The following is a 19,992-nucleotide window of genomic DNA, read 5'->3' as shown; positions in this document are numbered from 1 at the left end:
GAAACTGTCGGTGGTCGGTCGTAGCGTGGGGTCATGGAGGACGTCCCGTTCGAGCAGCTGCTCACCGCGATCGCCGCGGTCGAGCACGACGACGTGCTCGGCGGCTCGCGCATCGACGTCATCGCCGCGCTCGAGCGGTTGATCCGGCACGCCACCGCCCTGCAGCTGGAGCAGGTGGCCGCCCTGCACGCCGAGCGGGCCGGCACCGGCATGGACGCCACGCTCACCGTCGCCGGCGAGGTCGCGATGGCCCGCGGCGTCTCGCCGTCGGCCGGCGGAACCCAGCTCGGGCACGCCGTCACCCTCGCCGCGATGCCCGCCGTCATGGCCACGCTGCGAGCCGGCCACCTCCCCGTGGCGAGTGCGCACGCGATCAGCCGCGAGTGCGGCGGCCTCAGCGCCGACGACATCGCCCAGGCCGACGCCGAGCTCGCGCCCCACCTCGACGGGCTGACCCCGCGGCGCGCCGCCGACCTCGCCCGCCACGTCGTCGTCAGCCTCGACCCCGAGGCAGCCCACGAGCGCGCGCAGCAGGCGCGCGCCGACAAGCGCGTCGAGCTGTCCCCCGAGCCCGACGGGGTCGCGGCACTGTGGGTCCGCGGGCCGGCCGAGGACGTGCTGACCATCCGCGAGAGCCTGTGGCACCGCGCCGAGACCGCCCGGTCGGCGGGCGACGTCCGCTCGGTCAGCCAGCTCATGTTCGACACCCTGCTCACCGACGTCACCGGCCTCACCCCGGGCCGCAAGCCGGCCGTCGAGCTCCAGCTCGTCCTCGACGCGCCGACCCTCCTGGGTGACGCCGACGAGCCCGTCGAGCTGGTCGGCTACGGGCCACTCACCCCTGCCGTCGCCGAGCAGCTGGTGGCGCACGCGCGCGACGCGTCCGTGCGGCGGTTGCTCACCGACCCCGTCGACGGCACCCTGGTCGCCCGCGACGCCCGACGCCGACGCTTCACCGGAGCAGACGCCGGGTTCGTCCGCTCGCGTGACGGACGCTGCCGTCAGCCCGGCTGCGACTGCCGCATCCGCCACGTCGACCACGTGCGGGCGTTCATCGAGGGGGGTCCCACGACGCTCGACAACGCGCAGAGCCTGTGCGTCCGGTCGCACACCACGAAGCACCTGCCCGGCTGGAGCGTCCAGGTACGGGCGCGAGGACGCGAGGTGGAGTGGACGACGCCCACCGGCCATCGCTACCGCTCCGGCGTGCCGCCGGTGCGACCGCCACTGGCGCGGCTGCGCACGTGACGGTCAGGGCACGCGCAGGATGCGGCGGGTGCCGTAGATCCCCACGCCGAGGAACACCAGCGCCAAGAGGCCGATCTCCGTCATGCCGATGCCGCCGAACGCGGAGAGGGCGGCCGCCAGCACCGGCAGCCCGACGAACCACAGCGCGAGCCAGAACAGGACGACGAGGATGCCGCGCTGGGCGCGGGACGACGGGGCGGACGAGCTGGAGGTCATGCCCCCGATCATCGGCCAGACGGCCGCCGGCCCGCAGCAGAATCAGCCGACGACCGGCTTCACCCAGCGACCCCACCGTTGCTGACGGGTGAACCCCCGCGCCCGCCACACCGCTTGGCCGAGCTCGTTGCCGTCGAGCACCATCGCGTCCAGCCGGCCCGCGCCCAGGCCTACGAGCCGGTCCTCAGCGGCGTCCAGCAGCATCCCGGCGATCCCCTCGCCGCGCCGCTGCGGAAGCACCGCCAGCCGGTACAGGTGGGCGCGCCACCCGTCCCAGCCCGCCACGACCGTCCCGACCAGAACGTCGTCGTCGAGCGCCAGGAGCAGGGCGTCCGGGTCGCGCTCGACCAGCCGCCCGACCGCGGCCTCGCTGTCGACCGGACGATCGTCGTTCTCGCCCGCGACGGCCCAGAACGCGACGACGCCAGGCACGTCCGCCAGCCCGGCGGGCCGGGTCACGACGCTCACGGCTTGCGCACCAGGCGGCGGGTCAGCCATAGCGCCAGCACCAGCTGCGCGAGCAGGACGATGGTCAGCTCCAGGGAGGTGAACTCCCGCGCGACACCCAGCACCTCGAGCACGAGCGTGATGAGCAGCGGGACGCCCAGCAGCACGCCGATCCACACCAGGGCGACCACCAGGGCCTTGCGGAAGCCCTCCTGCGGGGACTCGGGACCGGGCTCCGGGATCGGCTCGCTCATGGCTCCATCATGGTGCAGCCGTCCGAGCGGTGGCCCCCTGCGCGCTGTGACAGCATGGCGCCACTGTCGCCCCACCCCCAGGAGGACACCGGTGCCGAGCCGCGCTGGCCGACGCCGCCGCCGGACGCTCGCCGGCGTCCTGGCCGCCACGGCGCTCGTCCTGTCCGGCTGCGTCCAGGTGGCCGACGAGCCCGACCCGCGCCCGTACGTGCTGACCACGTTCACCGTGCTCGCCGACATGGCGCGGCACGTCGCGGGCGACCACCTGCAGGTGCACTCGATCACCAAGGTCGGGGCGGAGATCCACGCCTACGAGCCCACCCCCACCGACATCCGCGACACCGCGCGGGCCGACCTCGTGCTCGACAACGGGCTCGGCCTCGAGGCCTGGTTCGAGCAGCTCACCGAGGACGCCGACGCCCAGCACGTCGTCGTCTCCGAGGGCGTCGACCCGATCGACATCGCCGCGGACGAGTACGCCGGCAAGCCGAACCCGCACGCCTGGATGTCGCCCGTCGCGGCGGGCGAGTACGTCGACGCCATGGCCCGGGCGTTCGCCGAGCTCGACCCCGAGCACGCCGACGAGTTCGCCGCCAACGCCCGCGCCTACCGCGCCGAGCTGGACGCCGTCGCCGCCGAGCTGCGTGCGGCCGTCGCCGCCGTGCCGCCCGCCCAGCGCGTGCTCGTCACCTGCGAGGGCGCGTTCTCCTACCTGGCCCGCGACGCCGGCCTGACCGAGCAGTACATCTGGCCGGTCAACGCGGAGCAGCAGGCCACGCCGAGCCAGATCCGGCGCACCATCGAGGTCGTCCGTGAGCGCGACGTGCCGGCGGTGTTCTGCGAGTCGACGGTCAGCGACGACCCGATGCAGCAGGTGGTCGAGGAGACCGGCGCCCGCTTCGGCGGCACGCTCTACGTCGATTCGCTGTCGGAGGCCGACGGGCCGGTGCCCACCTACCTGGACCTGCTGCGCCACGACGTCGACGTCATCGTCGCCGGGCTGACCGGGGGCGGCGCATGACCCCCGCGCTGGACGTCCGCGGGCTGCGCGTGCGCTACGGCACCGTGACCGCGCTCGACGACGCGACCTTCACGCTCGAGCCGGGCCGCGTGTGCGGGCTCGTCGGCATGAACGGCTCGGGCAAGTCGACGCTGTTCAAGTCCGTCCTCGGCCTCGTGCGGCCGGACGCCGGCACGGTGCGCATCCTCGGCGACACGCCCGCGGCGGCGCGGCGCCACCGCGCCGTCGGCTACGTCCCGCAGAGCGAGGAGGTCGACTGGACCTTCCCGGTCAGCGTCCGCGACGTCGTCATGACCGGCCGCTACGGGCACCTCGGCACCACCCGTCGTCCCCGCCGCGACGACCACGCCGCCGTCGCCGAGGCGGTCGAGCGCGTCGGCCTCACCGACCTCGCCGACCGCCAGATCGGTGACCTGTCCGGCGGCCAGCGCAAGCGCGCGTTCGTCGCCCGGGCTCTGGCCCAGGCGCCCCGGGTGCTGCTGCTGGACGAGCCGTTCGCCGGCGTCGACCGCCGCACCGAGGACGCGCTGACCACCCTGCTGCGCGAGTTCGCGGCCGGCGGCGGCACCGTCCTGGTCTCCAGCCACGACCTGTCCCGGCTGCCCGAGCTCGCCGAGGAGTCGGTGCTGCTGCGGCGCTCGGTGCTCATGCACGGCCCGACCACGGACGTCGTCCGGCCCGAGAACCTGGCCCGTGCGTTCGGCCTGGACGTGGGTGAGGACCGATGACCCTGTGGGACCTGCTGGTCGACCCGTTCGCCTACGGGTTCATGGAGCGCGCGCTCGTGGCCAGCCTCGCCGCGGCGATCGTCTGCGCAGTGCTGTCGTGCTGGCTGGTGCTCGTCGGCTGGTCCCTCATGGGCGACGCGGTGTCCCACTCGGTGCTGCCCGGCGTCGTGCTGGCGTACGTCGTCGGCCTGCCGTTCGCGGTCGGGGCGGCCGCGTTCGGTTTCCTGGCCGTCGCCCTCATCGGCGCGGTGCGCGAGGGCCGACGCGTGAAGGAGGACGCCGCGATCGGCATCGTCTTCACGACGCTGTTCGCGCTGGGCCTCGTGCTCATCTCGGTGACGCCGAGCCAGACCGACCTCAACCACATCGTGTTCGGCAACGTGCTGGGCGTGGACGCGGGCGAGCTCTGGCAGGTCGTCGGCATCGCCGCCCTCGTGCTCGTGGTGCTGCTGGTGAAGCGGCGCGACCTCACCCTCGTCGCCTTCGACCCCACGCACGCCTTCGCCATCGGGCTCAGCCCGTCGCGGCTGCGCTGGCTGCTGCTGGCCCTGCTCGCGCTCACCACCGTGGTGGCGCTGCAGACCGTCGGCGTCGTGCTCGTCGTGGCCATGCTCATCACGCCCGGCGCGACGGCGCGCCTGCTCACCGACCGCTTCGACCGCATGCTGCTCGTCGCTCCCGCCGCGTCCGCGCTGTGCGCGCTGGTGGGCCTCTACGGCGCCTACTACCTCGACACCGCGCCCGGCGCGATGATCGTGCTGGCCCAGGGCTGCCTGTTCGCGCTCGTGTTCCTGCTGGCGCCACGGCACGGCGTCCTCGCCCGCGCCCGGCGCCGGAGCCGCTAGCGTACGGCCGTGACCACCTTCGACGAGTCGGTCGTGCAGGCCGTCCTGACGCACATGAACGACGACCACGCCGACGACTCGCTGCTCATCGTCCGCGCGTTCGCCGACCCCCAGGCGACCACCGCCACGATGGTCGGGCTGGACGCCACGGCCGGACGCTGGACGGCCGAGGTCGAGGACACCACGACCGCCGTCGAGGTGCCGTGGCCGATCGAGGTCACCGAGCGCGCCGACCTGCGCAAGGCCGTCGTCGTCCTCTACGAGCAGGCCTGCGAGCGCCTCGGCGTCGAGCCGCGGGGGCACTGACATGGCGCTGGTCCTGCTCCAGGCCGACGGCGGCGTCCGCACCATCACGCTGAACGCGCCGGAGCGGCGCAACGCCCTCGACCGGCCGCTGCTGGACGAGCTCGCCGCCGCCGTCGCCGCCGTTGCGGCCGACGACGAGGCCCGCGCGCTCGTCGTCCGCGGTGCCGGCAAGGCGTTCTGCGCCGGCGCCGACCTGGCCAGCCTGTTCGGCGACCGCACCCGGCCGACATCCGTGCTGCGCGACCACCTCATGGGCGTCTACGACTCGTTCCTGCCGATCCGGTCGCTGAGCATCCCGACGATCGCGGCCGTGCAGGGTCCGGCCGTCGGTGCCGGCCTCAACATCGCGCTGGCCTGCGACGTCATCGTCGCCGGCCCGAGGGCCGGGTTCGGCCCGACGTTCACCGAGATCGGCCTGCACCCCGGCGGCGGCTGCAGCTGGATGCTCACCGAGCGCATGGGCCGCGCCCGCGCCACCTACGCGCTGCTCAACGGCGACCTGGTGCGCGGCGAGGACGCCGTCCGGCTCGGCCTGGCCGAGGAGCTCGCCGATGACCCCGCCGCCCGGGCCCACGAGCTCGCCGTCCGCTGGGCCGCCCGCGACCGCACGCTCACCGCCCACGTGAAGCGCTCGGTGCGCATCGCCGCCGAGGCCGACCTGGCCACGTCCCTGGACTTCGAGTCCTGGGCCCAGGCCGCCTCCCTGGCCAGCGACGAGTTCGAGGCGTTCGCCGCCCGCTTCACCGCCTGACCCCTTCACCCCGCCCCACCCCCATCCGAGGAGACCCTGTGGTCTGGAAGCTGCACGGAGACGGCCGCGCCGTCGCCGAGGACGCGATCGTCCTGCCCCTGGAACGCCTGTCCTGGCCGCGCACGATCGGCTTCGGCGCCCAGCACGTCGTCGCCATGTTCGGCGCGACCTTCCTGGTGCCGATCCTCACCGGCCTGCCGCCGACCACGACGCTGTTCTTCTCCGGCGTCGGCACGTTGTTCTTCCTGGCCATCACCGCCGGACGCGTGCCGAGCTACCTGGGCTCGTCGTTCGCGTTCATCGCCCCGGTCAGCACGCTGGTCAACGACGGCGACACCGGCGCCGCGCTGTTCGGCATCTTCGTCACCGGCGTGACGCTGGCGATCGTCGGCGCCGTCGTGCAGGCCACCGGCGTGCGCTGGCTGGAGCTGCTCATGCCGCCGGTCGTGACCGGCGCGATCGTCGCGCTCATCGGCCTGAACCTGGCCACCGCCGCCACGAACAACTACCAGCAGGGCCCGTGGCTGGCGACGTTCACGCTCGCCGTCATCGTGCTCTCGGCCGTCGTGCTGCGCGGCTTCCCGGCCCGGCTGTCCATCCTCATCGGCATCGTCGCCGGCTACCTGGCCGCGATCGTCACCGACCAGGTCGACTTCAGCAACGTCGGCGACGCCGACTGGCTGGGCCTGCCCGACTTCCACACGATGGACGTCGAGTGGTCGGTGCTGCCGATGTTCCTGCCCATCGTCCTGGCCCTGGTCGCCGAGAACGTCGGCCACGTCCGCTCGGTCGCGCACCTCACCGAGCAGCCCGAGATCAACCGGATGACCGGGCGCACGCTGTTCGCCGACGGCTTCGCCTCGGCCGTCGCCGGCTCGTTCGGCGGCTCCGCCACCACCACGTACGGCGAGAACATCGGCGTCATGACCGCGACGCGCGTCTTCTCGTCGGCCGCCTACGTCGTGGCCGGCGTGGTCGCGGTGCTGCTGAGCCTCTCGCCGAAGCTCGGCGCGCTGCTCATCACCATCCCCGCGGGCGTCATCGGCGGCGTGACCGTCGCGCTGTACGGCCTCATCGGGCTCATCGGCATCCGCATCTGGATGGACAACAAGGTCGACTTCTCCGACCCGGTCAACCAGTACACGGCCGCCGTCGCGCTCATCATCGGCATCGGCAACCTGACGCTCACGTCGGGCGACGTCACCGTCACCGGCATCGTGCTGGGCAGCGTCGCGGCCGTCGTGATCTACCACGTCATGACGCTGGTCCGCCGCCGCTGAGCCGGACGACCTCGCGCACGACCCGCACGGGCCGGTGCCGCTCCTACACGCTGTGGTGGGAGTCGGCGACGGCCCGTGCCTCGTCCCGCAGCGCCTGGACGACCAGCCGCACCGACGGCCGTTCGAACCGGTCCGGACGCAGCAGGGCGCTGATGTCGCGCTTGGCCCGGATGCCCACCAGCGGCCGGGTCACGAGCCCGTTCCCGTGCTCGCGCGTCGTGAACCGGGGCAAGATCGCGATGCCGTGCCCGGCGGCGACCATCGCCTCGACCACGCCGTTGTCGGCGAACCGCTGCACCACCCGCACCGGCTCCCCGGTCACCGCGACGAGCTGGCTGAGCACGCGGTCGTACGGGTAGTCGCGCGGCACCCCGATCCAGGTCTCGTCGGCGACGTCCTTGGGCGACAGGCTCGGCCGCGACGCCAGCCGGTGGTCCTCGGGGAGCGCGACGTCGAGCGGCTCGCTCATCAGCGGCACGACCTGCAGCCCGCGCTGGTGCCACGACTCGGTGGCGGCCGGGCTGTCGGCGATCACCACGTCGTGGTCGGGGGTGAAGTCGGCGTAGTCGGCCAGGTGGACGTCCAGGTCACGGCACACGACGTCAAGGTGCGGCACGTCGGCCAGCCGGCTGAGCAGGCCGGGCAGCAGCATCTCGGCGCCGGTGGGGAACGACAGCACCGTCACCTCGCCGGCCGGACGCTCGAGGTACTCCTGCCAGGACGCCTCCGCGCGAGCCGACGCGACCGCCAGCTCCGTCGCGATGGACGCCAGCCGGCGGCCCGCGCTGGTCAGCGCGACACCCCGCCCGTGCGGCTCCACGAGCGGCACGCCGGCCTCCTTCGACAGCTGCTTGAGCTGCTGGGAGACGGCGGACGGTGTGACGTTCAACGCATCTGCGGTGGCCAGCACCGACCCCCGCTCGGAAAACTCCCTGAGAACCCGGAGGCGTCGCTCGTCCATGTAGCGACACTACACGTTACCTGTAGGACAGTTCGATTGTCCTTGACAGTTGAGAGCGCAACGATGGTCTCGTCCACGAACCCCTTGAAGGAGGAACGACCATGACCGTCCTGCTCGGCGCCTGCGCCGTCGTCGCCGCCATCGGCATCACCAAGAGCGTCATCACCGTCGCGACCGACGGCTACGGTCGCGTCCCCACGATCAAGCAGTTCTGACCCCCTGACACCGGCGCGACGGCCGCTTTCCCCCGAACGTCCGTCGCGCCGGTCACCACGAGACGCCCGCCTCCGTCGCAGGGAGGCGGGCGTCGTCGTTCCTACCCGCGCAGCGCCGCCAGCGGCGTGGAGCGCAGGTTCTCGTGCAACGGCGCCAGCGCGGCTCCGACGGCGAGCAGCATCGTCACGACGGCCAGCGCGAGCAGCAGCCACCACGGCACCACCGGCATGACGACCCGCTCGCGCACCATCGAGCCGAGCAGGCTCTGCGCCCCGGCCCAGCCGACGAACGTGCCGAGCAGCAGCCCGGCCGTCACGGCGCCCAGCCCGAGCCGGGCGCTCTCGCCGACGGTCACCGCGCGCACGTCGCGGCGTGACTGGCCGAGCACCCGCATGAGGCCGGTCTCGCGCCGTCGCATCCGCGCACCCAGGCCGATCGTCTGGCACAGCCCGATCGCCGAGATGAGCGCCGCCGCGCTCACCATGACGGCCACGACGCCGGCGAGCATCATCGTCGTCTCGGCCGCGCCCTCGGCGTCCGCGGTGCCCTCGTACATCCGGTTGACCGCGGTCTCCAGCGTCGCCGAGGCCACGACGAACATGGTCACGACCGACACGATGACCACGACGCCCGCGGCCGTGCGCCCGGTTCGCTCCGGGTTGTGGTCGAGCCGGCGCGCCGCGAGGACGCCCGACGGCGTGGTCCGCCACACCCGGTTCAGCAGCCGCAGCCAGCGCGGGAACAGCGCCGGCGCGCTCAGCACCACGCCGAAGGCGAGCAGCGGTCCGCCGAGCAGGCCCAGGTAGGCCGCCTGCGGCGTGAGCACCCCCACGGCCGCGGCGCCGCCGACGCCGAGCAGGCCGAGCACCGTCAGCACCTGCGCGACCGCCGTCCACCGCGGCGGCTCGGCCGGTGCACCGGTCTCGACCGCGGCGGCCGCGCCCAGTGCCTGGGCCGGCTGCACGTCCAGCACCGCGGACGACCCGCGCCACGCGGCGAGCACCGCGGTCAGCAGCACCCCGGCGCACGGGACGATCACGGCCGGCTCGATGACGCCCGAGCGCAGGCCACCGCCCGCGGTCAGCCCGATGACGGTGTTGACCGCCATCCCGCCGAGCAGGCCCGCCCCGATACCCAGCACCCCGGTGCGCAGGCCGTCGCGCACCACGAGCCGACGCTCCTGCGCGGCCGACGAGCCGAGCAGCCGGCGCAGCGCGACGTCGCGGGCCCGCGAGGCCGTCACCACGGCGTAGGCGTTGGTGAGCACGGTGGCGCTGACCACCACCGCGACGACCAGGAAGCCGGTGCCCAGGATGGCCAGGAGCTCGCGCGACGTGGCGCCGCTGAAGCCGTTCTCGCGGGAGAGCCGGCCGAGCATGACGATCGTGGTCAGCAGCACGGTGGCGTACGCCGTCACCAGCGCGACCACCACGAGGCTCGTGACCGAGCCGGGTCCGCGGCGCCTCACGACGCCCGCACCAGGTCGAGCATCGTGCGGGCGATGGCCTCGTCGTCGGCGTCGTCGAGCGCGTCGACCACGCGGCCGTCGCGCAGGAACAGGGCCCGGTCGGCGTGCGCGGCAGCGGTCGCGTCGTGGGTGACCATGACGACGGTGCACCCCGTGCCCCGGACGAGCTCGCCCAGCAGGCTCAGCACCGCGCGTCCGGTCGCCACGTCCAGGTTGCCGGTCGGCTCGTCGGCGAACACGACCGACGGCGTGCGCACCAGCGCCCGGGCGATCGCCACGCGCTGCTGCTGGCCGCCGGACAGCTCGTGCGGGAGCCGCTCGAGCAGCCCCTCCAGCCCGAGCCGGTCGGCGAGCGTCGCCTCCCACGCGCCGTCCGGACGCACCACCGGGCGCTCGAACGACAGCGGCAGGCGCAGGTTCTCGCGGACGGTCAGGTCGGGCACGAGGTTGAACGACTGGAAGACGAAGCCCATGCGGCGACGGCGCACCGTGGTGAGCTCCTCGTCGTCCATCGCGGTGAGGTCGTCGCCGTCGAGCAGCACGGTGCCGGCGGTCGGCCGGTCCAGGCCGGCCAGCAGGTGCATGAGGGTGGACTTGCCCGATCCGCTGGGGCCCATGACGGCGATGAACTCGCCGGGGTCGAGGGCCAGGTCGATGCCGTCGACGGCGTGGACGGTCTGCGGGCCGGACTGGTAGCTGCGGCGCAGGCCGCGGGCTTGCAGGACGGGTGTCGTGGTCATGACGCCGACGCTAGGGACGCGCGACCCCTCGCCGCCTCGGCCGCGGGTACCGACCTGCTCGTCCTGCGGTACCGACCTGCCCCTACGCCAGGAGGCCGTGCTCGTGGGCGAAGACGACCAGCTGCACCCGGTCGCGCAGGCCGAGCTTGGCCAGGACGCTGCTCACGTGGGTCTTCACCGTCGACTCGCTGAGGTGCTCGGCGGCGGCGATCTCGGCGTTGCTCAGGCCCCGGCCGGCGTGCACGAAGACCGTCCGCTCGCGGTCGGTGAGGCGCTCGTAGGCCGGCGGCACGGGGCGTGCCGGTGCGGGCCGGTCGAGCAGGGCGGTCAGGTCGCCGGGCGTCATCACCGCGTTGCCGGCGTGCACCGTGCGGATCGCCGCGCACAGGAACTCCGGCGTCGCGTCCTTGAGCAGGAACCCGCTGGCTCCCGCCCGGATGGCCGACGCGGCCGCGTCGTCGAGGTGGAACGTGGTCAGCACGACGACCCGCAGCGGCTGGGTGCGGGCCTGGACGCGCGTGGGGTCGAACAGCGCCCGCGTGGCCTCGACGCCGTCCATGACCGGCATGCGCAGGTCCATCAGCACGACGTCGGGGCGGGTCCGCTCGACCACCTCGAGCGCCTCACGGCCGTCGCCGGCCTGCCCGACGACGGCCATGTCGGGCTGGGCGTCGACGACGACGGCCACGCCCGCGCGGAACAGCGCCTGGTCGTCCACCAGGACGAGACGGATCGGGTCGCTCACGACGCCACCTCGGCGGGGACGAACGCCTCGGCCCGGTACTCGTCCGCCGACCGCTCCAGCGTCAGGGCGCCGCCGACCTCGGCCAGTCGCGCCCGCATGCCGACGGTGCCGTACCCCGGCACCGCGTCGACCGCGTCGGGGGCCACCGGGTTGCGCACCGTGACCCGCACGCCGGACTCGCCCCAGTGCTCGTCGAGCCGGACGGCGCCCGGCGTCCCGTGACGCACGGCGTTGGTCAGCATCTCCTGCACGACCCGGAACCGTACGTGCTCGGCCGACGGCGGCAGCGGGCGCGGGTCGCCGACCCGGTGACGGACGACCTCGCGGCCGGTCGCCTCGACCCGGCGCACGAGCGCGTCCAGGTCGCCCGCCCGTGGCTCGTCCAGGCGGGACAGCACCGCCCGCACCTCGGCGAGCGAGCCTCGGGCCGTCTCGGCGATGGTCTCGACGGTGCGGTCGACGGCGGTGCGGTCGTCCGGCGGCAGGAACCGGACGGAGTCGGCCTGCGCCACGATGACGGCCAGCGAGTGGCCCACGACGTCGTGCACCTCGCGCGCCAGCTCGGCGTGCGACTGCTCCAGCCCGGCGATCTCGCGCGCCGTCGCCGCGTCGCGCTCGGCCTGCTCGCGGCCCAGACGGCTGTCGCGGGCCTGGGCGGCGACGCGCACGAGCAGCCCGCTGACCCAGCCCAGCCCCAGCACCGCGAAGGCCGCGACCCCGACGGCGAGCGCCGACTCCGGCGAGCTGACCACGACGAAGTCCGCGGCGGTCCGGGCCTGCGTCCGCACGACCAGGTAGGTCACGGCGACGACCGGTCCGACGACGCAGGACGCGGCGGCCAGCACGACCCCGGCGCGCCGGGCGTAGGCCGCGCAGGCGTACACCACCGCCGCCGACCCGAGCTGGACGTAGCCCGGGTCGCTGAGCGTGGCCATCTGCACCAGTGCCGACGCCCACGCCACCGCGAGCGCGACCAGGGGCGCGACCCGGCGCAGCGCCACCGCCGGCGCCATGACGAGCAGGGCCGCCACGCCCCCGTTGCCCATGCCGTACTGCGGGCTGAGCAGCAGCCCGACACCCGTGAACACGACAGCCAGCGGCACGTCGACCCACAGGCGGTCGGGACGCTGCAGGGACGAGAGGCCGGGCATGGTCACACAGCCTAGGGTCGAGGCGTGACCTGCACCGGCTTCGACCTCGACATGACCCTCATCGACTCACGACCCGGCATCAAGGCGGTCTACGACGAGCTCGCGGCCCGTACCGGCACCTACATCGACTCCGACCTGGTCGTGTCCCGGCTGGGTCCCCCGGTGGAGGCCGAGCTGGCGAACTGGTTCCCCGCCGAGATCGTCCCGGCGATGGCCGACCGCTACCGCGCCCTCTACCCGGCGATCGCGGTCGACCGGGTCACGCTGCTGCCCGGCGCCCGCGAGGCGCTCGAGGCGGCGGCCGAGCGCGGCCACACCCTGCTCATCACGGCCAAGGCCCAGCGCAACGCGGTGCTGCACGTCCAGCACCTGCACCTGCCGGTCGACGCGGTGCACGGCGACGTCTGGCGGGGCGGCAAGGCGGACGTCCTGACGCAGGAGTCGGCCACCCTCTACGTCGGCGACCACGTGCACGACATGGAGGCCGCGCAGCTGGCCGGCGTCCCCGGCGTCGGCGTCACGACCGGACCCTGCACGGCCGACGAGCTGACCGCCGCCGGAGCGGCCCTGGTGCTCGGCTCCCTGGTCGAGCTCCCGGCCCGCCTGGCCGATTCCGACCCCGCCCTTGTCGCCGGCACGGTCTCGGGGGATACTGAAGTTACTAACCAGTAGCACGTTGGCCTCCTCGCCTCGTGCCGCTGGGATCCCGGCACCAGAGACACCCTGTGAGGAACCGGCCCATGAGCCACTACAAGAGCAACCTGCGCGACGTCGAGTTCAACCTCTTCGAGCTGTTCGACCGAGGCGCCGTCCTCGGCCAGGGCCCCTTCGACGAGGTCGACGCCGACACCGCGCGGAGCATCCTGGGCGAGATCGAGCGCCTCTCCCGCGAGGACCTCGCGACCTCCTTCGAGGACGCCGACCGCAACCCGCCGGTCTTCGACCCGGCGACGAGCTCGGCGGTCATGAACGAGGCCTTCGCCGCGTCCTACAAGAAGTGGATGGACGCCGAGTGGTGGCGCATGCAGATCCCCGAGGAGCTCGGCGGCCAGCGCGTCCCCAGCTCGCTCGTGTGGGGCTCGGCCGAGTTCGTCCTGGGCGCCAACCCGGCCATCTGGATGTACTCCGCGGGCGCCGGCTTCTCGCGCATCGTCTTCGAGAACGGCACCGAGCGCGACAAGAAGATCGCCGAGCACATGGTCGAGCGCCAGTGGGGCGCCACCATGGTGCTGACCGAGCCCGACGCGGGCTCCGACGTCGGCGCCGGCCGCACCAAGGCCACCCTGAACGAGGACGGCACCTGGAACATCCAGGGCGTCAAGCGCTTCATCACGTCGGCCGAGCACGACATGAGCGAGAACATCATGCACCTCGTCCTCGCGCGCCCGGTGGGCATCGAGGGCGTCGGCGGCCCGGGCACCAAGGGCCTGAGCCTGTTCCTCGTCCCCAAGCACCACTTCGACCTCGAGACCGGTGAGCTGACCGGCGAGCGCAACGGCGCCTACGTCACCAACGTCGAGAAGAAGATGGGCCTCAAGGTCTCCACGACCTGCGAGGTCACCTTCGGCGAGAAGGAGCCGGCCCGCGGCTGGCTGCTCGGCGAGGTGCACAACGGCATCGCGCAGATGTTCCAGGTCATCGAGAACGCCCGCATGATGGTGGGCGCCAAGGCCATCGCGACGCTGTCCACCGGCTACCTCAACGCGCTCGAGTACGCCAAGGAGCGCGTCCAGGGCGCCGACCTCACCCAGTCGGCCGACAAGACCGCCCCGCGCGTCACCATCACGCACCACCCCGACGTGCGCCGCTCGCTCATGACGCAGAAGGCCTACGCGGAGGGCATGCGCTCGCTCATGCTCTACACCGCCACCTTCCAGGACGAGATCATGGTCAAGAAGGCGGCCGGCGAGGACGCGGCCCTGGCCGAGTCGATGAACGACTTCCTGCTCCCGATCGTCAAGGGCTACGGCTCGGAGCGCTCCTGGACGCTGCTGGGCACCGAGTCCCTGCAGACGTTCGGCGGCTCGGGCTTCCTGCAGGAGTACCCGATCGAGCAGTACGTCCGCGACGCCAAGATCGACACCCTCTACGAGGGCACCACGGCGATCCAGGGCCAGGACCTGTTCTTCCGCAAGATCGTCAAGGACAAGGGCCGCGCGGTCGGCCACATGAACGAGCAGATCCAGTCGTTCATCGACAACGAGTCGGGCAACGGCCGGCTCAAGCTCGAGCGCGACCTGCTGGCCAAGGGCCTGGAGGACACGCAGGCGATCCTGGGTGCGGTCTTCAACGACCTCATGGCGTCCAACCCGGCCGACGAGAAGGGCGACGTCAAGAACCTCTACAAGGTCGGCCTGAACACCACCCGCCTGCTGTACGTCCTGGGCGACATGGTGACCTCGTGGCTGCTGCTGCGCGGCGCCGAGGTGGCGCTGGCCAAGCTCGACGGCGCCACGTCGGCCGCCGACAAGGCGTTCTACGAGGGCAAGGTCGCCGCGGCGCAGTTCTTCGCGCGCCAGGTGCTGCCGAAGATCACGGCCGAGCGCGCCATCGCCGAGGCCGTCGACCTCGACGTCATGGAGCTCGACGAGTCCGCGTTCTGACCCGTCCCGCCCGACGCGAAGCGGCCCCCGAGCACGACTCGGGGGCCGCTTCGTCGTCCCGGCGGGACCCGTGTGCGAGGGTGAGCCGGTGAGACCGACGAGCCCGCTGTGGTACCTGCTCGCGCTGCTCCTGGCCCTCGGTTCCTGGATGGCCGCGGCCGCCGTCGCCGCGGGCGACTGGGACCCGATGCGCGACGCCGAGGTCACCCGGGTGCGCGACCGGCTGCCCGACGACGCCGGGCCCGGCCGGGTCGCCGCGTACACCGACACCCTGCAGCCCGAGCGCGACCTGACCTGCGTCCTGGTCCACGGCTCGAAGGCCACCCGCACCGAGACCCCGCTGCACGACCCGGGCGTCGACCTCACGACCGAGCAGGACGGCATCACCTGGCACCTGGTCGCCGTGTCCGACCCGGGCACCGACCGCGACGGCACGGCCGTCCGCTGCCGCATGGGCGACGAGGTCGTCGACACCGCGGCGTACGCGTGGGCGGCGGTGCCCGACCCGAGCGCGGCCCGCACCGGCCAGGGCGTCGGGGCGCTCGGCACGGCCCTCGCGGTCGGGCTGGCCGGCTGGACGGCCTTCGGACGCCACCGGGTGCGTGCGTCCGCCCGGTAGCGTCGCGGCATGACCTGGACGACCGCCGACATCGGCGACCTGACCGGACGACGTGTGCTGCTCACCGGCGTGACCGGTGGCCTGGGCCACCACACCGCGCTCGAGCTGGCCCGCCACGGCGCCGACCTCGTGGTGACCGCCCGCGACGCGTCCAAGGCCGAGCGCACCGTCGCCGACATCCGGGCGGCGGTGCCCGGCGCGTCGATCGACACGGTCTCGCTCGACCTGGCCGACCTCGACGACGTCCGCCGCGCGGCCAAGGACGTGCTGGCGCGGCTCGACCGGGTCGACGTGCTGGTCGACAACGCCGGCATCATGATCCCGCCGTTCCGCACCACCGCCGACGGCTTCGAGCTGCAGATGGGCACCAACCACCTCGGCCACTTCGCCTGGGCGGCCCAGCTGTGGCCGCTGCTGCGCGCGAGCGGCGCCCGGGTGGTCACGGTCTCCTCGCTCGCCCACGCCCAGGCGCGCACGCTCGACCTGCGCGTCCTCACCCCGGAGGGCTCGCCGCGCCCCTACCGCCGCTGGCGGGCGTACGCCGAGTCGAAGCTGGCGAACCTGTCGTTCGCGCTCGAGCTCGACCGGCGCGTACGGGCGGCGGGGCTCGACGTGGTCAGCGTCGCGGCACACCCCGGCATCGCCAGCACCAACCTCACCCGCACCGGGCTGGGCATGGGCCGCTCGCGACTCGTGACCGACGCGGTGCACCAGGTCTCGCGGCTCGTGTCGCAGTCGGCCGAGGCGGGCTCGTGGCCGCTGCTGATGGCCGCGACCGACCCCGCGCTCACCGGCGGCGAGTACCTCGGACCGACCGGGCCGGGGCAGACCCGCGGACGTCCCGGCGTCGTCGGCTCGACCCGTCTGGCCCGCGACCCGGAGCTCGCGCAGCGGCTCTGGGAGGCGTCCGAGCGGGCCACCGGCGTGCGGTTCGACGTCGCCGCGGCCTGAGCCGGCGCGGGCCGCTCGACTCGCGTACCGCCGGAATGTGACATAACGTAGGCGAACGATGAGCCCAGTCATGACAGAGACCACGACCATCCGTCCGATCACCGACGCCGATCTCGGCACGATCGTCGAGCTCAACCAGGACGCCCTGGAGGGCGTCGGGCCGCTCGACCTCGACAGTGCGGCGGCCCTCGTCGACATGGCCCACCAGGCCCTCGTGATGGAGGACGACGGCGACATCGCCGGCTTCGTCATCACGCTGCCGACCGACGCGCCCTACGACTCCAGCCGCTACCGCTGGTTCGAGGACCGGCTCGAGGACTACGTCTACCTCGACCGCATCGTCGTGTCGGCCGACCACCGCCGCAAGGGCGTCGCCTCGAAGCTCTACGACGCGATCGAGGGCGACCTGCCCATCGCGCTGGAGGTCTACGACCACAACGAGGGGTCGCTGGCGTTCCACGACGGCCGCGGCTTCCGCAAGGTCGGCGAGCTGACCGAGGACGGCCCGACCAACATCATGATGGTGCGCCCCGCCGCCTGACCGGCACCGCGCACGCACGACGAAGGGACCCCGCACCAGCGGGGTCCCTTCGTCGTCGTGGGGCCTAGGCCGGGACGGCAGCGGCCAGGTCGGCGTCGACCAGCACCTCGGCCGCTCGCCGGGCCACCCGCGCCGTCTCGCCGCCGCCGGTGATGGCCGCGGTCGTCTGCGCCCCCTCGGCCAGCAGGGCCAGCTGCGCCGCCAGCTCACGGCTGCCGCCGATCTCGGCCACCTGGCCGGCGACGTGGTCGATGAAGTCGGCCTTCTGAGCGCGCACGAGCTCGGCGACCGCGGGCGACGTGCCGCCGACCTCGCCGAAGGCGTTGATGAACGCGCACCCGCGGAAGTCGTCCTGGCAGAACCAGCGCTCGAGGAAGTCGAAGACGGCGAGCAGCCGCTCGCGGGGCGTGCCCGCCCCGGCGGCCGCCTCGGCCACGCCCTCGTTCCACATGGCGCTGCGGCCGCGGAGCACCGCGACGACCAGGTCGTCCTTGGACGGGAACAGCGCGTAGATGCGCTTGAGCGACACGCCGGACGCCGCGCGCACCGCGTCCATGCCGACGCCGCGGATGCCGCGCGCGTAGAACAGCGCGTCCGCCGCCTCGACGACCCGACGGCGGGCCTCGTCGTCGTCCATTCATCTACCCCCTCTTGCGCTGAGAATGATCGTTCTCTATCGTAGCCGACATCGGGAGAACGATCGTTCTCCGCTCCGGATCGAGAGGACCCCACCCATGGCACTCATCACCGTCGGCCAGCAGAACAGCACCCCGGTCGAGCTCTCCTACACCGACGAGGGCGCCGGCCAGCCGGTCGTCCTGATCCACGGCTACCCGCTGGACGGATCCTCCTGGGAGCGCCAGACCCGCGAGCTGGTCGCCGCCGGGCACCGCGTCCTGACCTACGACCGCCGCGGCTTCGGCTCCTCGAGCAAGGTGGGCACGGGCTACGACTACGACACCTTCGCCGCCGACCTGGACGCGCTGCTGACCACCCTGGACCTGCGCGACGTCATCCTCGTCGGCTTCTCGATGGGCACCGGCGAGCTCGCCCGCTACGTGCGCAACCACGGCCACGACCGGGTTGCCGGCCTGGCCTTCCTGGCCTCGCTCGAGCCCTTCCTGCTGCAGACCGACGACAACGCCACCGGCGTGCCCGGCGAGGTGTTCGACGGCATCCGCGAGAACGCGCACGCGGACCGCTTCGCCTGGTTCACCAGCTTCTACCAGGACTTCTACAACCTCGACGAGACGCTCGGCAGCCGCATCAGCGAGGAGGCCGTGCGCGCGAGCTGGAACACCGCGACCCGCTCGGCCCCGATCGCCGCCTACGCGGTGGTCGACAGCTGGATCGAGGACTTCCGCCCCGACGTCGAGGCCGTCCGCGCGACCGGGCTGCCGGCGCTGATCCTGCACGGCACCGGCGACCGCATCCTGCCCATCGACTCGACCGGACGCCCGTTCCACGCGGCGCTGCCCGACGCGGAGTACGTCGAGGTCGAGGGTGCGCCGCACGGCCTGCTCTGGACCCACGCCGACGACGTGAACCGCGCGCTGCTCGGCTTCGTCGAGCGCGTCCGTCAGGGCTGAGCTAGCCCAGCCCGGTCATGTGCCGCTTCGCGTCCGGGTCCTGCGCCAGCAGCAGGGCCCGGGCGCGGCGCCGGTTGCGCCAGATCATCGTGATCCCCAGCGCCCACAGCACGTACTGGCACGACATCGCCCAGCGGAACGCCTCGGGCGTGTAGGCCGTGCTGGCCCCCGGCGTCCGCCAGTCGAGCACGACGCCGATGGCCACCACGAGCAGCAGGCTGGCCAGGAAGCCGCCCTGGTTGATGATCCCCGTTGCGGTCGAGAGCCGCTCGGAGGGGTTGGACGAGCGGCCGAGGTCGAAGCCGATCATGGACGCCGGGCCGCCGAGGCCGGCCATGACCACCAGCACGACCAGCAGCCACAGCGGCGCGTCGCCGGGCCAGGCGAGCACGACCGTCCAGGACGCCGCGATCGCGAAGGCGACGCCCATCGCGATCGTCGAGCGGTACCAGGGGTGCCGCGCCACGACGGAGCCGACGACCGGCCCGGCCGAGATCGTCGCCAGCACCATGACGGTCAGCAGCACACCCGCGGTCGTCTCGCTCAGGTGCTCGGCCCGCACCAGGAACGGGTAGCCCCACAGCATCGACAGCGCCGTGCCGCTGAACTGCGTGGTGAAGTGCACCCAGAAGCCGGTGCGGGTGCCGGGGTGGGCCCACGAGCCGGTGATCCCGTCGCGCACGACCGTCCACGACAGGCGCGGGCCGCGCAGCGTGCGCACCTCCGGGGTGTCGTGCAGGACGACCGCCGCGACCACCGTCATGACGATGCCGAGCACGGCGGCCACCCCGTACGCCGTCGACCAGCCCAGGTGCGACAGCGCCCAGGTCATCGGCAGTGCCGCGACCAGCGCGCCGGTCTGGCCCACGACGCCGGTCAGCTGGGTGATCACCGGGATGCGCCGCGGCGTGAACCACTCGTTGACCTGCCGCAGCACGGCCGTGAAGGTCATCGCGTCGCCCAGGCCGACGCAGACCCGGGCCACCAGGGCGGTCGGGTACGACTCGGCGAGCGCGAAGCCGCCCTGGGCCAGCGCCATGATCGCGGTGCCGGTGACCATGACCGACCGGGCGCCGAAGCGGTCGATGAGCAGCCCGACGGGGATCTGCATGCCGGCGTAGACGACCAGCTGGAGCATCGTGAACGTCGACAGCTGGGCGGCGGTGATGTCGAACCGCTCGGCGGCGGCCAGGCCGGCGACCGCCAGCGACGAGCGGTGGAAGACGGCCAGGAAGTAGACCGACAGGCCGACGGACCAGACGAGGTACGCCGTCGAGCTGTTCCTGGACGACGGTTGCCTCACCCGACCATC

General features: G+C 73.2%; 23 protein-coding genes. 13 read left to right on the top strand and 10 right to left on the bottom strand.

What is annotated here, in order from left to right; all coding sequences use genetic code 11:
* Positions 1-33: 33 nt before the first annotated feature.
* Positions 34-1,248 carry an HNH endonuclease gene (locus HGAM_RS20235; protein WP_019144265.1) on the top strand — a complete coding sequence of 405 codons (1,215 nt, stop codon included), beginning with the start codon at positions 34-36 and terminating at the stop codon, positions 1,246-1,248.
* A 3-nt stretch (positions 1,249-1,251) separates the two neighbouring features.
* Here HGAM_RS20235 and HGAM_RS04400 read toward each other — a convergent pair whose 3' ends face one another.
* From HGAM_RS04400 to HGAM_RS04390, 3 genes are read right to left on the bottom strand one after another with little or no spacing between them, the layout of a single operon-like run.
* Entirely contained in the window at positions 1,252-1,464 is a 213-nt protein-coding gene (locus tag HGAM_RS04400; RefSeq protein ID WP_019144264.1) for a hypothetical protein, read from the bottom strand.
* Positions 1,465-1,506: 42 nt separating this feature from the next.
* Positions 1,507-1,932, bottom strand: coding sequence for a GNAT family N-acetyltransferase (locus tag HGAM_RS04395; protein ID WP_019144263.1), 426 nt, complete (start codon positions 1,930-1,932; stop codon positions 1,507-1,509).
* Positions 1,929-2,165, bottom strand: a complete 237-nt coding sequence (locus HGAM_RS04390) for a hypothetical protein (protein WP_019144262.1) — start codon at positions 2,163-2,165, stop codon at positions 1,929-1,931. Before HGAM_RS04390 ends, HGAM_RS04395 begins: the two co-directional genes overlap by 4 nt.
* Before the next feature lie 91 nt (positions 2,166-2,256).
* Between HGAM_RS04390 and HGAM_RS04385 the strand changes: the two genes are divergently transcribed.
* The 6 genes from HGAM_RS04385 to HGAM_RS04360 are packed head-to-tail and all read left to right on the top strand — an operon-like array spanning position 2,257 to position 7,096.
* Complete coding sequence (locus HGAM_RS04385) at positions 2,257-3,186, top strand: metal ABC transporter substrate-binding protein (RefSeq protein WP_019144261.1); 930 nt, start codon at positions 2,257-2,259, stop codon at positions 3,184-3,186.
* Positions 3,183-3,914: a metal ABC transporter ATP-binding protein gene (locus tag HGAM_RS04380; protein ID WP_019144260.1), complete on the top strand. Its 732-nt coding sequence runs from the start codon at positions 3,183-3,185 to the stop codon at positions 3,912-3,914. Before HGAM_RS04385 ends, HGAM_RS04380 begins: the two co-directional genes overlap by 4 nt.
* Positions 3,911-4,759, top strand: a complete 849-nt coding sequence (locus tag HGAM_RS04375) for a metal ABC transporter permease (protein WP_019144259.1) — start codon at positions 3,911-3,913, stop codon at positions 4,757-4,759. The genes HGAM_RS04380 and HGAM_RS04375 overlap by 4 nt, the downstream gene beginning before the upstream one ends.
* A 9-nt stretch (positions 4,760-4,768) precedes the next feature.
* Positions 4,769-5,065, top strand: a complete 297-nt coding sequence (locus HGAM_RS04370; protein WP_019144258.1) for a DUF2470 domain-containing protein — start codon at positions 4,769-4,771, stop codon at positions 5,063-5,065.
* A 1-nt stretch (position 5,066) separates the two neighbouring features.
* Positions 5,067-5,816, top strand: a complete 750-nt coding sequence (locus tag HGAM_RS04365; protein WP_019144257.1) for an enoyl-CoA hydratase — start codon at positions 5,067-5,069, stop codon at positions 5,814-5,816.
* Positions 5,817-5,854: 38 nt separating this feature from the next.
* Positions 5,855-7,096, top strand: coding sequence for a uracil-xanthine permease family protein (locus HGAM_RS04360; protein WP_019144256.1), 1,242 nt, complete (start codon positions 5,855-5,857; stop codon positions 7,094-7,096).
* Between the two features lie 43 nt (positions 7,097-7,139).
* Here HGAM_RS04360 and HGAM_RS04355 read toward each other — a convergent pair whose 3' ends face one another.
* From HGAM_RS04355 to HGAM_RS17680, 5 genes are all read right to left on the bottom strand, one after another.
* Entirely contained in the window at positions 7,140-8,057 is a 918-nt protein-coding gene (locus HGAM_RS04355; protein ID WP_038951552.1) for a LysR family transcriptional regulator, read from the bottom strand.
* Positions 8,058-8,373: 316 nt separating this feature from the next.
* The gene (locus HGAM_RS04345) at positions 8,374-9,741 is read right to left on the bottom strand and encodes an FtsX-like permease family protein (RefSeq protein ID WP_019144253.1); all 1,368 of its coding nucleotides are present in this window, start codon (positions 9,739-9,741) and stop codon (positions 8,374-8,376) included.
* Complete coding sequence (locus tag HGAM_RS17685) at positions 9,738-10,481, bottom strand: ABC transporter ATP-binding protein (protein ID WP_019144252.1); 744 nt, start codon at positions 10,479-10,481, stop codon at positions 9,738-9,740. Before HGAM_RS17685 ends, HGAM_RS04345 begins: the two co-directional genes overlap by 4 nt.
* Before the next feature lie 82 nt (positions 10,482-10,563).
* Positions 10,564-11,226, bottom strand: a complete 663-nt coding sequence (locus tag HGAM_RS04335; RefSeq protein ID WP_019144251.1) for a response regulator transcription factor — start codon at positions 11,224-11,226, stop codon at positions 10,564-10,566.
* Positions 11,223-12,377 (bottom strand): sensor histidine kinase, encoded by a 1,155-nt coding sequence (locus tag HGAM_RS17680; protein ID WP_019144250.1) that lies wholly within the window; start codon positions 12,375-12,377, stop codon positions 11,223-11,225. Before HGAM_RS17680 ends, HGAM_RS04335 begins: the two co-directional genes overlap by 4 nt.
* Positions 12,378-12,401: 24 nt before the next feature.
* Between HGAM_RS17680 and HGAM_RS17675 the strand changes: the two genes are divergently transcribed.
* From HGAM_RS17675 to HGAM_RS04305, 5 genes are all read left to right on the top strand, one after another.
* Positions 12,402-13,049, top strand: coding sequence for an HAD family hydrolase (locus HGAM_RS17675; RefSeq protein WP_019144249.1), 648 nt, complete (start codon positions 12,402-12,404; stop codon positions 13,047-13,049).
* 68 nt (positions 13,050-13,117) lie between these two features.
* Complete coding sequence (locus HGAM_RS04320) at positions 13,118-14,980, top strand: acyl-CoA dehydrogenase (RefSeq protein ID WP_019144248.1); 1,863 nt, start codon at positions 13,118-13,120, stop codon at positions 14,978-14,980.
* Positions 14,981-15,068: 88 nt separating this feature from the next.
* On the top strand, positions 15,069-15,599 hold the full coding sequence (locus HGAM_RS04315) for a hypothetical protein (protein WP_019144247.1): 531 nt from the start codon (positions 15,069-15,071) through the stop codon (positions 15,597-15,599).
* A gap of 9 nt (positions 15,600-15,608) precedes the next feature.
* Positions 15,609-16,550, top strand: a complete 942-nt coding sequence (locus HGAM_RS04310; RefSeq protein ID WP_019144246.1) for an oxidoreductase — start codon at positions 15,609-15,611, stop codon at positions 16,548-16,550.
* A gap of 70 nt (positions 16,551-16,620) precedes the next feature.
* On the top strand, positions 16,621-17,091 hold the full coding sequence (locus HGAM_RS04305) for a GNAT family N-acetyltransferase (RefSeq protein ID WP_019144245.1): 471 nt from the start codon (positions 16,621-16,623) through the stop codon (positions 17,089-17,091).
* A 64-nt stretch (positions 17,092-17,155) separates the two neighbouring features.
* Here the strand turns inward: HGAM_RS04305 and HGAM_RS04300 are convergent, their stop codons facing one another.
* Positions 17,156-17,728, bottom strand: coding sequence for a TetR/AcrR family transcriptional regulator (locus tag HGAM_RS04300; RefSeq protein WP_019144244.1), 573 nt, complete (start codon positions 17,726-17,728; stop codon positions 17,156-17,158).
* Positions 17,729-17,825: 97 nt separating this feature from the next.
* On the opposite strand from HGAM_RS04300, the gene HGAM_RS04295 reads away from it, so the two are divergent.
* Positions 17,826-18,680, top strand: coding sequence for an alpha/beta fold hydrolase (locus tag HGAM_RS04295; RefSeq protein WP_019144243.1), 855 nt, complete (start codon positions 17,826-17,828; stop codon positions 18,678-18,680).
* A 1-nt stretch (position 18,681) separates the two neighbouring features.
* Here the strand turns inward: HGAM_RS04295 and HGAM_RS17670 are convergent, their stop codons facing one another.
* The gene (locus HGAM_RS17670) at positions 18,682-19,983 is read right to left on the bottom strand and encodes an MFS transporter (RefSeq protein WP_019144242.1); all 1,302 of its coding nucleotides are present in this window, start codon (positions 19,981-19,983) and stop codon (positions 18,682-18,684) included.
* Positions 19,984-19,992: the final 9 nt, after the last annotated feature.

This window comes from Aeromicrobium massiliense JC14 (assembly GCF_000312105.1).
GTDB lineage: Bacteria > Actinomycetota > Actinomycetes > Propionibacteriales > Nocardioidaceae > Aeromicrobium > Aeromicrobium massiliense.
The sequence above is the reverse complement of the archived record's forward strand: the minus strand, read 5'-3'. Positions and strand labels throughout refer to the sequence as shown.